The following is a 12,068-nucleotide window of genomic DNA, read 5'->3' as shown; positions in this document are numbered from 1 at the left end:
GCGGCGCGCCAATACTACCGCTCTCCTTCGCCCCCCTGACCGGGCACTATGCGGGCCGCGTGGCGGCGTTCGGCGGCCAGCCGCTCGACCTCGATGGCCGCGAGGATGCGCCTGTAGGTGACCTCGGTGCGCTCGTCGGACTGGCGGACTTCGGCGCTGGTGCGCCTGGTCTGGTTCCAGACCGCGGCGAGCGCGCCGAGCACGGCGAGGTTCAGCAGCAGCGCCAGCGCCGCGGTGGTGCGCGCGTCGGCGAGGTAGGCGACGGCGACTCCGGCCGCGGCCGCGATGAGGCCGCCGACGGCGGCCACGCGTCGGAGCGGGGGCCTTCCGAGCCGGTTGTAGGCGGCTTTGAGCATTGGCTTCACTGTGGGACCTCGGACAGGATGTCGGTGACGAGTTTGCGGTAGGTGTCGTGGCTGAACTTCTCGCGCACCCGCTGCTGGGCGAGCGCGCTGCGGGCCAGGAACCGCTCGGGATCGGCGTAGTGGGCGTCGATGAGGCCGGCGACCTCGGCGGGCTCGCAGTAGAGGGCGGCGTCGCCGAAGGTCGGTTCGAACCGGGGCGGGAGGACGGTCACGCACCCGGCGGCCAGGGCCTCGAGGACGGCGCGGCCGAACGCCTCGTACTGCCTGGGATGGGGGAAGTATACCCAGAAGTCCAGTTGGTAGAGGAAGGCGTCGACGTCGGTCTCGTTGAACCGGTAGCAGGTCCATTCGGGCGGGGCGCTCCGGCCGGTGACCTGGTTCACGGATTTGACCCCGCCCATGACGCGCACGTCCCAGCGGCCGTCGTCGGGGTAGACGCGGAACAGGTCCTCGGCGGTCGGCCATTTGGTGGCGTCGTCGCGGGAGTGGCGGCCGACCACCGGCAGCACCGAGCGGAAGCCGGTGCGGGCCGGGGCCATGGAGGCCGGGTCGAGGATGCCGGGCATGTCGAAGGGGGCCAGGGCGTCCGCGGTCAGGCGCGGGAGGTCCGACTCGGGCCCGGTCGGCGTGAGGGCCTCGCGGACCTGCGGGCCCTGCGGCACCCACAGGGGGGCGACGCCGAACATCTCGGTCGCGTTGGCGTGGGCGGCGTCGGGCAGGTATCTGAGGTCGGAGCCGTCGCGTTCGGCGGGGGCCTGGTTGGCCAGGACGATCATGCGCCGCGGGCGGACGCCGCTGCGTTCGCCGGAGCGGAACTGGAGGATCGGCGGGTAGCGCAGGATCAGCAGGTCGCACTCGACGTCGTCGGTGGGCAGGACCTGGTCGACGGTGCCGTCGTTGACCAGGCTCTGGATGTGCGGGTTCATGGGGCGGTCCTCGGTGGTCATGTGCCGCCAGGACTCCAGGTGCATGATCGCCAGGTTCAGGCCCTCGGCGCGCAGCGCCCTGATTTCCTCGATCGTGGACTTCTGGGGGCCGCCGAAGGGCCGCCAGTCGAGGGCGAAGACGACGTCGAAGCGGCGCCGCGCGCGGTCGCGGGCGGCCACGGCCGCGTGGTAGGGGGCCCAGAAGGGCCTCGGGCCGCCGCGGGGCAGGTACGGGTCGGCCTCGCCGGCCTGGATGCGCTGGTGCCACAGCGGGTAGGCGGACTGGTAGGCGCGGCGGGAGGGGTGCTTCCAGCCGGGGCCGAACTCGTCGCGGGACAGCGACCCGGGCGCCTGGCGCATGAGCGTGTAGGTGTGTTCGAGGCGCCGGACGGCGTCGGGGCCGTAGGCGGCCGCGACCCTGGCGAGGAACTCGGTGTCGGCGCCCTTGCGGACCTCGTCGTAGTAGCCGATGCGGTCGAGCACGCCGCGGCGGAACGTCATCGAGGCGGTGGAGGTGGTGGTGACGACTCGGCCGGGCCGGGAGACCTCGAGGTCCTCGGTGAACAGGAACGCCTGGGAGTAGGCCAGTTGGAGCTCGGGTTCGGCCAGCAGGGGGGCGACGGAGTCGGCGAGGCGGTCGGGGGCGGCCCAGTCGTCGGAGTCCAGGCCGGTGAGGAATTCGCCGGCGGCCTCGTCGAAGGCGGCGTTGCGGGCGGCGAAGGTGCCGCCGTTGACGGGCTTGCGGATGAGCCGGACGCGTTCGTCGAGGGCCTCGACTTCGGCGAGGACGGGCTCGAACTCCTCGCCGGAGGCGTCGTCGACTACGAGGACCTCCAGGTTCTGCCAGGTGCCGGCCAGGAGCGAGGTGACGGCGGTGCGCAGGGCCCGGTCGGGCCGGTAGGCGGTCATGACCACCGAGACCTTGGGGCCGTCGGTGATCGGGCGGCCGGCGCCGGCGGTGAGCCGGTCGAACCAGGGCAGGTCGGTCTCGGCGGCCAGGCGGAGGCGGTGGCCGGTCAGGCGCGCGAGCGCGGCGATCCAGGCGTCCGGGTCGCCGCCGCGGTCGGGGTGGGCCAGGTCGGCCTCGATGCCGCCGCGTTCGAGCGCGGGCATGCGGCGGTAGCGCCGCAGCAGGTCCGCGGCGCGGGCGGTGTCGCCGAGGGCGAGGGAGAGCTGGGCGTGGAGGGCCTGGTCGCGGCCGGGGACACGCTTGGGTCCGCCGGTGCGCAGGGCCGCGTCGTAGAGGGCGAGCGCGTCGCGGCGGTCCTCCTCGGTGCCGAACTGGAGGCCGACGACGCGGGCCAGTTCGCACAGCCTGGCCACATCGACGCGGCGGTCGAGCCGCTCGCCTGTGCGGGCGGCCTCCAGCAGCCGCGGCAGGTCGAGTTCGCGGGAGGCGGCTCGCGCCAGCAGGTGCCGGGCGGACCTGGAGCGGGTCCGCAGCGCGGTCGCCACGAGCGTGCCCGGGCGCCGGACGGCGATCCGCGCCAGGTAGTCGTCGGTCAGCCGACCGGGGTACAGCTCGATTTCATCTTCGAAGGTCATCGATGTCGTTTGTCTCCTGCTCGGATTCCGCATGATCCTGGCACCCGGTCGCGCAGATTACTTGAATAGAATTCAAACAATAATCCGCGTTCAAGTAAACAGGCAATTAACGGGCAAGCCGCTACGCGGCTCCTAAAGGGCCCGGGATATTGTGAGCGAGAAATGAACGACTCGCAGAAACGCCCGCGCATCGTCCGCAACGACTATACGGCCTTGAAGCGGCCGTCCGGGGACGGCTGGAAGCCCAATCTGTCGGTGAGCGTTGTCATACCGGCCTATGGGGCCCAGGAGAAACTCGACCTGACCCTGGCCGCTCTCGCCGCGCAGACGTATCCGGACGAACTGCTGGAGGTCGTCGTCGTCGACGACAATTCGACCCCGCCGCTGCGACTGCCCGAGCTGCGCCCCGAGCACACCCGCCTGATCACCACCCCGCCCGACTCGTGGGGCTCGGCGCACGCGGTCAACACCGGGGTCGCCCACGCCGAGGGCCAGGTCATCCTGCGGCTGGACTCGGACATGGTCGCCTGGTCCGACCACGTCGAGGCCCAGATGCGCTGGCACCACGCCGCCGACTACCTGGCCGTGCTCGGCCACAAGCGGTTCGTCGAGTGGGAGCCGGGGCGGCTGACCCCGACGCAGGTCCACGAGAAGATCGGGTGCGGCGAGGGGCGGGCGCTGTTCGAGATCGAGTCGTCCCGTCCGCACTGGATCGAGAAGATCATCGACGACACCGACGGCCTGGTCGTGCACCACCCGACCAACTACCGGGTCTTCATCGGGGCGACCGGTTCGCTCCACCGCGACTTCTTCAAGTCCGCCGGAGGGCTGGACACCACGCTGCGGCTCGGCTCGGACACCGAGTTCGCCTACCGGCTCGCCCAGGCCGGGGCCGTGTTCGTGCCCGAGCGGACCTCCTCGTCCTGGCACCTGGGATTCCCGCAGATGCAGGAGAAGGAGACCGAGGGCCGCAACCAGCGCCTGCCCTACATCGCCCAGCGGGTGCCGCTGCACGGGATGCGGCGCGCGGCCCCGCCGCGGGCCTGGCGGGTCCCGCACGTCGACATCGTCGTCGAGGTCGACGGCGCCGGCGTCGACCAGGTCGACGCGACCGTCGCCCCGGTCCTGGCCGGCAAGGACGGCGACGTCCGCATCACGCTGGTCACCGGGCAGGCCCCGCCCCGGCACGACCGCGAGGCGATCCTTTCCGGCGAGGGCGCGCAGCTGCGGCTGATCGAGGAGATGTACGAGGGCGAGAGGCGGGTGCGGATGCTGCCGGAGCGGCCCGAGCCCGACCCGGCCGTCCCCTACCGGCTGCTCCTCCCCCGGCCGGTGAACCTGCGACCGGACTCGATGACCGGCCTGCTGGGCACGGCGGTCCGCGAGGACGCCGGCCTGGTCCTGGCCGAGCTGCCCGAGGGCGGCTTCGCGAGGCTGGAGCGCACGGCCGCGTTCGCGCGCGCCCGCCACCTCACCGGCGCCGACGGCGACCTGGACAAGGCCGTCGCCGGGATCTGGGGCGCGGTGCGCCACCGGCGCCTGGCCTCGGCCGAGCCCGGCGACACCGCGTTCACCCCGCCGCCGCCGAGTCTGCCCAGGCGGCTCGTCCGCCGCCTGTTCAACGCCCGGCAGCGCGCCCGCCTGCGCGCGCTTCTCAAGAGATAGAGCTTCGATGGGAGTTTCGATGGCCTCACCGAGCATCCTCGGCAACGACTACGGGACGCTCGCGGCGCCGCAGGGGGAGGATTGGCAGCCGACCCTGAGCGTCAGCATCGTCATCCCCGCCCACGGCGGCCAGGAGCGGCTCGACGTGGTGCTGGCGGCCCTGGCCGCCCAGACCTATCCCGCCGAGCTGCTGGAGGTCGTCGTCGTCGACGACGCCTCCGATCCGCCGCTGCGCCTGCCCGAGCTGCGGCCCGAGCTGACCCGGATCGTCGAGCCGCTCCCGGGCGGGTGGGCCTCGGCGCACGCGACGAACTCCGGGGTCGAGCGCAGCGACGGCGAGGTGGTCCTGCGGCTGGACTCGGACATGCTGGCCTGGGCCGACCACGTCGAGTCGCAGATGCGCTGGCACCACGCGGCCGACTACCTGGCCGTGCTCGGCCACAAGCGGTTCGTCGACTACTCCCCCGGCGACCTGGACCCCGGCGAGGTGCACAAGGCCGTCGCCGACGGCAAGGCCGCCGAGCTGTTCGACCGCGACGCCTCCGAGCCGCAGTGGATCGAGGCGATCATCGACCGCACCGACGGCCTGCGGACCTCCGACCACCGGGCCTTCCGGGTCCTGGTCGGTGCCACGTTCTCGGTGCACCGGACGCTGTACAAGGCCTCGGGCGGCATGGACGCGGACGTGATCCTCGGCTCCGACACGATCTTCGGCTACCGGCTCCACCAGGCCGGGGCCGCCTTCGTCCCCGACTACGGCTCCTCGTCGTGGCACCTGGGGCCGCGGCAGATCGCCGCTCGCGGGCAGCTGGCCAAGCACTACCGGCGCCCGTTCATCGCGGGCCGGGTGCCCGAGCTCGACCTCAAGCGCCCGCGCGCGAGGCGGTCCTGGGACACGCCGCTGGCCGAGGTCTTCATCGACGCGGCCGCGGGCGCCGAGGAATGCGCCGACCGGGTCCTGGCCGGGACGGTGCCGGACGTGCGCGTCTCGCTGGTCGGGCGGTGGCCGGGCCCACTGCGGGAGCGGCACGCCCCGCTCGACGACCCGGACCTGGAGCTGCGGCTGCTGGCCGAGTCGTTCAAGGGCGAGGCCCGGGTGCGCCTGGCCGGCGACGACGAGCCCGACGCGGACGTGCCCTACCGGATCTGGCTGCCCGCGCAGGCCCGACCCGGACGCAAGGCGGTCGAGGCGCTGGTCGCGTTCGCCAATGAGCGGCGGCTCGGGCTGCTGGAGGTCGAGCTGGAGGCCGGGACGGTGCGCCTGGAGCGGGCCGCGGCGCGCGCCAGGGCCGATCACCTGGGCGTGGACATCGACGCCGTTTGGGGTTTCGCGCGGGTCGCCGAGGGCGATCTGGTCGACGCCGTCACCGGCGCGAATCCGGACTCAGGATCGGCGGAGGTCGGCCGAGGAGGAGGACGACCCGAGGGCCTGCGTCGGCGGGCGCGCGGCGCCCTGGGCAGGCTCCTCGGGGGCTGAGCGGCGCCGCCGCGCCCGGCGGGTCAGGCGCCAGGCTTGGCGGAGCAGTTCGTAGCCGAGGTAGGCGCGAGCGGCCAGCAGGCGCTGCTTGAGGCCGTCGACGCCGGGAGCGGGCCGCCAGTGCTCGCGGCCGGGGTGGTGGAGGCGGTACAGCTCGGAGGTGCGGCGGAAGAACTCGCGCCGCTTCTTCGGGTCGACCCGCTCGGTGTTGCCGATGACCAGCAGCAGGTGCCAGACCATGTGGTTGAACAGGGCGGTGCGCACGCCCGCGTCCTCGACGGACTCGAAGTCGTCCCAGACCCGCTCCCACTGGGTGAACACGTCGAAGTGGCGGTCGTCGCGGGTGCGGGTGATGGAGGAGCCGGCGCGCTGGATCCACCGGTAGCAGCACTCGGTGACCACCGCCATGCGCTCGGCGCGCCTGAACAGGCCGTAGGTCCAGGGGATGTCGGTGTACCAGCCGGTGGGGAAGCCCATGCCGATCGAGGTCAGGAACTCGCGGCGGGAGACCTTGGTCCAGGGGGTGTGGGTGTAGTCGACGATCTCGGGCCACTGCTCGAGGGTGAAGGCGCCGGGGTCGACCGGGGCCCGCTCGGCCAGTTCGGCCAGCTCGCCGACCTCCACCTCGCCGGAGTCGCGGACCTTCTCGTGCTGGACGAGCACGACGTCGAGCTTCCCGTGCGAGGCGGTGACGGCCTCGATGACCCGGTCGACGGCGCCGGGCCCCAGCTCGTCGTCGGCGTCGACGAACCACACGTAGTCGCCGGTGGCCTGGGAGAGCCCGAAGTTGCGGGCGGGTCCGGAGCCGGCGTTCTCCGGGGTCGAGACGACGCGCAGGCGCGGATCGGCGGCCGCGTAGCGTTCGGCGATCTCGCGCGAGCGGTCGGGCGAGCAGTCGTCGGCCACGACGACCTCGAGCCGGTCCCCGCCGCCGCCGAGGATGCTGTCCAGGCATCCAGCGAGGTATTCCTCGGCTTTGTAGACGGGGATGACGATGCTCAAAGCGGGCATGTAGCGATCCTATCCTCCTCGGTGCGAGCGGAGTGGTCCCGCGACCGCACGAAAGTGACCCCGAGGACTCCCATTCGTCCATGTAAACGTCAGATTTCGACTCGTCTGTGCGAATGGTCCGCCCGGGCGCGGCCGCTGAAGCGGAAGGTGAATTCTGGGCAATCGGTCAGTGAACTCTTGAGACGGTCGAACCGCGGATGGACGACAGGTATCGATAAAGTGAACCGGGCTGCAACGGATCACAACATTCGGCCTGCTCCACGGCACGGAATTCGCCATTGCTAATCTCGATTCCCGGCATCTCCGCCAGCGCACCCCGCACTGAATGCAAAGGACACCGCAGTGGCATCGATTGATCACCAGGGCGGCACTCCCGTCGACCTGGTCGTGGTCGGGCAGGGCTACGTCGGCCTGCCCCTGGCCCAGGCGGCGGTCGCCAAGGGCCTGACCGTGGTCGGCCTCGACCGCTCCCAGTATGTCGTGGACGCCCTCAACTCCGGCTCCAGCCACATCGACGACATCGCCGACGCCGAGCTCGCGACCATGGTCGAGCAGGGCTATTCGGCCTCGGCCGACGCCTCGGTGCAGGCGCGGGCGAAGGCGATCGTGATCTGCGTGCCGACGCCCCTCTCCGAGGCGGGCGGGCCGGACCTGACCGCAGTGACCTCCGCGGCCGCCTCGGCCGCCGAGCACCTGCGGCCCGGGACCCTCGTCGTGCTGGAGTCGACGACCTATCCGGGCACGACCGAGGAGGTCGTCCGCCCGATCCTCGAAGGCGGCGGACTGCGGGCCGGAACCGACTTCCACCTGGCCTTCTCCCCCGAGCGGGTCGACCCGGGCAACCCGGTGTACGGGATCGTCAACACGCCCAAGGTCGTCGGCGGGCTCACTCCCGAGTGCACCGCGGCCGCCTCGGAGCTGTACGGCAGGTTCATCGATCGCGTCGTCCCGGCCAAGGGCACGCGCGAGGCCGAGATGGCCAAGCTGCTGGAGAACACCTACCGGCACGTGAACATCGCTCTGGTCAACGAGATGGCGGTGTTCTGCCGGGAGCTGGGCGTCGACCTGTGGGACGCGATCGGCCTGGCCAAGACCAAGCCGTTCGGGTACCAGGCGTTCTACCCCGGCCCGGGGGTCGGCGGGCACTGCATCCCGATCGACCCGAACTACCTCTCCTACAAGGTCCGCACGCTCGGCTACCCGTTCCGCTTCGTGGAGCTGGCCCAGGAGATCAACAACCGGATGCCCGAGTACGTGGTGAGCCGGGCGATGTCCCGGCTCAACGAGAACGGGCTGGCGCTGTCGCGCTCGCGCGTGCTGCTGCTGGGCGTGACCTACAAGCCCGACATCGCCGACCAGCGCGAGTCGCCGGCCGAGCCGGTGGCGAAGAAGCTCATCGACGCCGGCGCCGAGGTCGCCTACCACGACCCGCACGTGGCGACCTGGAAGATCGCCGGCAACGAGGTCGAGCGGGTGGAGACCCTGGCCGGAGCCAAGGCCGACCTGATCGTGCTGCTGACCAACCACAGCGCCTACACCGCCGACGCCCTCCCCGAGGGGGTCCCGGTCCTGGACACCCGAGGATCCCTCCGAGGCACCGAGGGCGTCGAGACCCTCTGACGGACGCGGCGCGCCGTCTCGGAGGAGACGGAGCCCGGCGGTCGGCGCTACCGTTGCCCAATGGCATCGCTCACACCTGCCGAACGACTGAGGATCGCCGTCGAGGCGGATGAGACGCGACTGCGCATGCACCGCATGACGTTGCTGCGATCACGGCCCGACATCGGCGATTCGGAGCTGCGCGGCGCCCTGATGAACTGGGCGGGCGACGACGTCGAGCTGCCCGACATCCGCCGCGCCGAACCCGGTGCGCTGGCGGACATGTCCGCGCCGCGGGTGAACAGCCTCGAACGCGCCTACGCGCGCCTCGCGGACGCCTTCGACTCCCTGGAAGCGCCGTGGGCCTTGGCCGGGAGCCTGGCGGTCTCGGCGCGGGTCGAACCCCGCTACACGACCCACGCGACCGTGATCCTGCCCGTCACCGATGACCAAGTGGCGCAGGACATCATCGAGGGGCTGACGGGCTCGGGCTACAAGCTCCTGACCTTGACCGAGCGGGCCTCGTTCAGGCCCTTGGACGTCGAAGAGGGCCCGACCGGCGATTTCGAGATCGTCCGGCCCGACGAGGGACGGATCACCGAAGTCGGCTTCGTCGACGCGGACACGCCGGACCGGGAGCTGTTCGTCGACCTGTGCTTCCATGATTCGAAGATCGAGCCCGAGATCGTGCGGGCCGCCGACCGGCTGGAGATCCTGCCGGACCAGTCCATGCCGGTGGCGCGGATCGGTCACCTGATCGCCTTGGGACTGCTGTCGTTCAGCGATCAGGTGCGGCGCCCGGTACCGGCCGCGTTCGAGGCGATGGACCAGATCAACTCCGAGAAGGTCTTCACGGGCATCCGAGTGGAGGCCGACTTGGCACTGCTCCGGGGCGCGGCAGGCGATGAGGACCTGGCCCTCGCGAAGAAGGCGGTCGACCAGATGACTGAACGTGAGACCCACCCCGGCCCGAACCTCCGGGCGGAGCTCGCATCGTTCATGCGGCGCTGACGAATCATCGGGTTCTTGGCGACTGGACGACCACGGATCGGCAGAGTCCGGCTCTGGCGTCGGTGAGGATACCGGGACTGAGCCGGTCGCCGTCCCAGGCGCGGGCCCAGACCGGTTCGCCGCGGCTGGGGTGGGTGAAGGTGCAGACCTCGCCGGGGCTGGTGCTCCCCTGTTCGCGGTAGGAGATCCTGTGGAGGGTCGGGTCGTGGCCGGAGCGTTCGACGGTGAAGGTGATGCGGTCACCGGAACCGATGCCCCGGGTGAACTCGCCGAGCAGTATCCATTCGCTGTCGGGAGTGCGCAGGTCAGCCATGAGCGGCTCCCCGCGGGGCCGGGGCGCCGAAGGCGCGGCGGCGGTCGTGCCAGCGGTGGACGAAGAATCCGGCGAGGGCGGCGCGGTCGGTGGCGGTCCAGGCCCGGCGGTGGGCCGGGTAGATGGTGACCTGGCCGGTGGTGGCCTCGATCTGGTCGATGACGCCGATGTCCACAGGCGAGCCGGGGAAGAGTTGGCGGAGGATGATCGAGTCGGATTCGGCGTGGTGGACGTAGCCGGTGATGACGCGGTCGCGGAAGTCGGCGGTGCCGAGCTTGGTGACGGTGGCCGGTTCGCGGTCGGTTTCGCTGCTGCTCATGCGCCCACTCCCGCGAATCGCCGGGGCGTGGGCCGATCGGAGTTTCGGTCCGGACGGGGCCGGGCGTGTGAGTGCGAGGTCAGTACCAGCGACGGGCCGGTCTCAGGTGTAGGCCGGGGCCTGCGGCGGTGGCGGCCGGTCGGATGAGCGGGCGCGGGCCGGTTCGGGACCGGGCGGCGGGGCCGGAGTTTGAGGTCGGCAGGGGTGATCTCTCCGGCGAGGAGCGCGGCTTCTTTCTGGGCGCGGCTGGCGGTGTAGGTGAACAGGCGGGCGGCCGACTCGCGGGAGGGACACCCGTGGCGGCCCCACTTCTCGCCGCACCAGTCGCAGCGCAGGCGACCGAAGCCGAGGAGGGTGCGGTAGGGCTGGTGGAGCTGGAGGTCGATCTTGACCCAGGCGGGCACGGGATCGCGCGGTAGGCTCAAGAATGCCATGGGAAACCTCGTTTCTCTGTGGTGTTACGCGGCCCGCCTCAGGAATCTCGCCAAAGATCTGTATTGAGGCGGGCCGCTGTCTGTGCGGCCAGATTGAAATTGTCTGGTTTTGGGGTTGCCCGCCCCGGAACGGGAAGACCGGGGCGGGCGAAGGCCGCGACGGGCGGCGCGCCGCCGATCCCCCACCGAACCCGCGGCCTGCGAGCCAGCAACCGCCCGAAAAACGACCCGGTATGAAGTTTACGACCTCAAGCCGTGACACTCACCATACATGCCGCCACATCTCCACGCAAGTTGCATGACACGCGATCGTGTGAAGATAATTTGCTCTCGCTATCCTGCGATGGGATACTTCTCGCATGGCAGTCCTACGAAGCCCTACAGTCAAACGCCGCCGAATCGCCCAAGAACTCAGGAAGCTGCGCGAGCGAGCTGGACTGAACCGTGGCCAGGCCGCAAAGGCCCTCGATATGAGCCCAGGCAACCTGGGGCGCATCGAGAGCCGCGAAGTCACTGCCCGACCGGTGGTGGTTCGTGCCGCTCTCGCCCTCTACGGCGTGACCGGCGAGGACGCCGAGGTCTTGATCGACCTGGCACGAGGCGCGCAGGAGCGCGGCTGGTGGCAGAACTACGGCGAAGTCATGCCCGACTGGTTCAGCTTCTATGTCGGCCTCGAAGAGGAAGCCGCCACGCTCGCGACCTACGAGTCCGAGAACATCCCCGGACTGTTCCAGACCGAGTCCTACGCCCGAACGATCTTCCGATGGACCGCTGGCGAAGAAAACATCGATCAGAAGGTAGCCGCGCGCCTACGCCGACAACAGATCCTGTACCGCGACGACCCGGTGCATGTCATAGCCGTCCTGAACGAGGCGGTCCTGCTCCGCCAACTGGGCAGCGCCGAGGAGTTCCGCGAACAGCTCGAACACCTGGCCGAGCTCGCCGAACTGCCGAACATCACGATTCAGGTCCTCCCATTCGCGGCAGGAGGGCATCCTTCGATGACCGGACCATACGTGCTCATCAGCTTCCCCGATGCGCTGGATGAACCGGTGGTCTACCTCGACAACTTCACTCGGGGCCAGGTCTTGGAGGAACCTGAGCATGTCAGCGAGTACCAGACAGCGCACGCGAAGCTCCAGGACATGGCGCTGGCCCCTGAAGAGTCGCTGAAGATGATCCGCGAGCTCGCAGGTAGCATCGGGTGAAGAGCATTCGACTCGACTCTGAAGGTGTTTGACATGGAATCACTTCAATGGCGCAAGTCCAGCCGCAGCGCTGGTAACGGCAACTGTGTCGAAGTGGCCTGCGTCCACGACGCCCCCTGGAGGAAGTCCAGCCGTAGCATGAGCAACGGTGCCTGCGTCGAGGCGGCTCCCGTTGGGGATACCGACTCCCCGGCC

At 70.6% G+C, this 12,068-nt stretch carries 12 protein-coding genes; 6 read left to right on the top strand and 6 right to left on the bottom strand.

Annotated elements, in window-relative coordinates; translation table 11 throughout:
• Positions 1-14: 14 nt before the first annotated feature.
• A complete protein-coding gene (locus JFB92_RS14080) occupies positions 15-356 on the bottom strand; it encodes a hypothetical protein (RefSeq protein WP_199039798.1) in 342 nt (113 codons plus the stop codon).
• 5 nt (positions 357-361) lie between these two features.
• Positions 362-2,836, bottom strand: a complete 2,475-nt coding sequence (locus tag JFB92_RS14075; protein ID WP_199039796.1) for a glycosyltransferase — start codon at positions 2,834-2,836, stop codon at positions 362-364.
• 162 nt (positions 2,837-2,998) lie between these two features.
• Here JFB92_RS14075 and JFB92_RS14070 point away from each other — a divergent pair, with 162 nt between their 5' ends.
• Both JFB92_RS14070 and JFB92_RS14065 read left to right on the top strand, forming a co-directional pair.
• On the top strand, positions 2,999-4,501 hold the full coding sequence (locus JFB92_RS14070) for a glycosyltransferase family 2 protein (protein WP_199039793.1): 1,503 nt from the start codon (positions 2,999-3,001) through the stop codon (positions 4,499-4,501).
• A 19-nt stretch (positions 4,502-4,520) separates the two neighbouring features.
• A complete protein-coding gene (locus JFB92_RS14065; RefSeq protein ID WP_199039790.1) occupies positions 4,521-5,978 on the top strand; it encodes a glycosyltransferase family 2 protein in 1,458 nt (485 codons plus the stop codon).
• On the opposite strand, the gene JFB92_RS14060 is transcribed toward JFB92_RS14065, so the two are convergent.
• Positions 5,886-6,989 carry a glycosyltransferase family 2 protein gene (locus tag JFB92_RS14060; RefSeq protein WP_199039787.1) on the bottom strand — a complete coding sequence of 368 codons (1,104 nt, stop codon included), beginning with the start codon at positions 6,987-6,989 and terminating at the stop codon, positions 5,886-5,888. The two genes, JFB92_RS14065 and JFB92_RS14060, sit on opposite strands and share 93 nt — an antisense overlap.
• A gap of 321 nt (positions 6,990-7,310) precedes the next feature.
• Here JFB92_RS14060 and JFB92_RS14055 point away from each other — a divergent pair, with 321 nt between their 5' ends.
• Positions 7,311-8,609 carry a nucleotide sugar dehydrogenase gene (locus tag JFB92_RS14055; RefSeq protein ID WP_372451647.1) on the top strand — a complete coding sequence of 433 codons (1,299 nt, stop codon included), beginning with the start codon at positions 7,311-7,313 and terminating at the stop codon, positions 8,607-8,609.
• A gap of 60 nt (positions 8,610-8,669) precedes the next feature.
• The gene (locus JFB92_RS14050) at positions 8,670-9,599 is read left to right on the top strand and encodes a hypothetical protein (protein ID WP_199039768.1); all 930 of its coding nucleotides are present in this window, start codon (positions 8,670-8,672) and stop codon (positions 9,597-9,599) included.
• Positions 9,600-9,603: 4 nt separating this feature from the next.
• On the opposite strand, the gene JFB92_RS14045 is transcribed toward JFB92_RS14050, so the two are convergent.
• From JFB92_RS14045 to JFB92_RS14035, 3 genes are read right to left on the bottom strand one after another with little or no spacing between them, the layout of a single operon-like run.
• The gene (locus JFB92_RS14045; protein WP_199039765.1) at positions 9,604-9,912 is read right to left on the bottom strand and encodes a hypothetical protein; all 309 of its coding nucleotides are present in this window, start codon (positions 9,910-9,912) and stop codon (positions 9,604-9,606) included.
• Positions 9,905-10,231 (bottom strand): hypothetical protein, encoded by a 327-nt coding sequence (locus JFB92_RS14040; protein ID WP_199039762.1) that lies wholly within the window; start codon positions 10,229-10,231, stop codon positions 9,905-9,907. Before JFB92_RS14040 ends, JFB92_RS14045 begins: the two co-directional genes overlap by 8 nt.
• The gene (locus tag JFB92_RS14035; protein WP_199039758.1) at positions 10,228-10,665 is read right to left on the bottom strand and encodes a hypothetical protein; all 438 of its coding nucleotides are present in this window, start codon (positions 10,663-10,665) and stop codon (positions 10,228-10,230) included. The genes JFB92_RS14040 and JFB92_RS14035 overlap by 4 nt, the downstream gene beginning before the upstream one ends.
• Before the next feature lie 359 nt (positions 10,666-11,024).
• On the opposite strand from JFB92_RS14035, the gene JFB92_RS14030 reads away from it, so the two are divergent.
• Positions 11,025-11,873 carry a helix-turn-helix domain-containing protein gene (locus tag JFB92_RS14030; RefSeq protein WP_199039755.1) on the top strand — a complete coding sequence of 283 codons (849 nt, stop codon included), beginning with the start codon at positions 11,025-11,027 and terminating at the stop codon, positions 11,871-11,873.
• A gap of 33 nt (positions 11,874-11,906) precedes the next feature.
• A partial coding sequence (locus tag JFB92_RS26970) for a DUF397 domain-containing protein (RefSeq protein ID WP_199039863.1) occupies positions 11,907-12,068 on the top strand: 162 nt, incomplete at its 3' end.

This window comes from Glycomyces salinus (assembly GCF_016428645.1).
Taxonomy (GTDB): Bacteria; Actinomycetota; Actinomycetes; order Mycobacteriales; family Micromonosporaceae; genus Glycomyces; species Glycomyces salinus.
The sequence above is the reverse complement of the archived record's forward strand: the minus strand, read 5'-3'. Positions and strand labels throughout refer to the sequence as shown.

Excerpts from the sequence above, each read along its gene's own strand:
- JFB92_RS14080 (WP_199039798.1), bottom strand. The coding sequence starts at position 356 with ATGCTCAAAGCCGCCTACAACCGGCTCGGAAGGCCCCCGCTCCGACGC.
- JFB92_RS14075 (WP_199039796.1), bottom strand. The coding sequence starts at position 2,836 with ATGACCTTCGAAGATGAAATCGAGCTGTACCCCGGTCGGCTGACCGAC.
- JFB92_RS14070 (WP_199039793.1), top strand. The coding sequence starts at position 2,999 with ATGAACGACTCGCAGAAACGCCCGCGCATCGTCCGCAACGACTATACG.
- JFB92_RS14065 (WP_199039790.1), top strand. The coding sequence starts at position 4,521 with ATGGCCTCACCGAGCATCCTCGGCAACGACTACGGGACGCTCGCGGCG.
- JFB92_RS14060 (WP_199039787.1), bottom strand. The coding sequence starts at position 6,989 with ATGCCCGCTTTGAGCATCGTCATCCCCGTCTACAAAGCCGAGGAATAC.
- JFB92_RS14050 (WP_199039768.1), top strand. The coding sequence starts at position 8,670 with ATGGCATCGCTCACACCTGCCGAACGACTGAGGATCGCCGTCGAGGCG.
- JFB92_RS14045 (WP_199039765.1), bottom strand. The coding sequence starts at position 9,912 with ATGGCTGACCTGCGCACTCCCGACAGCGAATGGATACTGCTCGGCGAG.
- JFB92_RS14040 (WP_199039762.1), bottom strand. The coding sequence starts at position 10,231 with ATGAGCAGCAGCGAAACCGACCGCGAACCGGCCACCGTCACCAAGCTC.
- JFB92_RS14035 (WP_199039758.1), bottom strand. The coding sequence starts at position 10,665 with ATGGCATTCTTGAGCCTACCGCGCGATCCCGTGCCCGCCTGGGTCAAG.
- JFB92_RS14030 (WP_199039755.1), top strand. The coding sequence starts at position 11,025 with ATGGCAGTCCTACGAAGCCCTACAGTCAAACGCCGCCGAATCGCCCAA.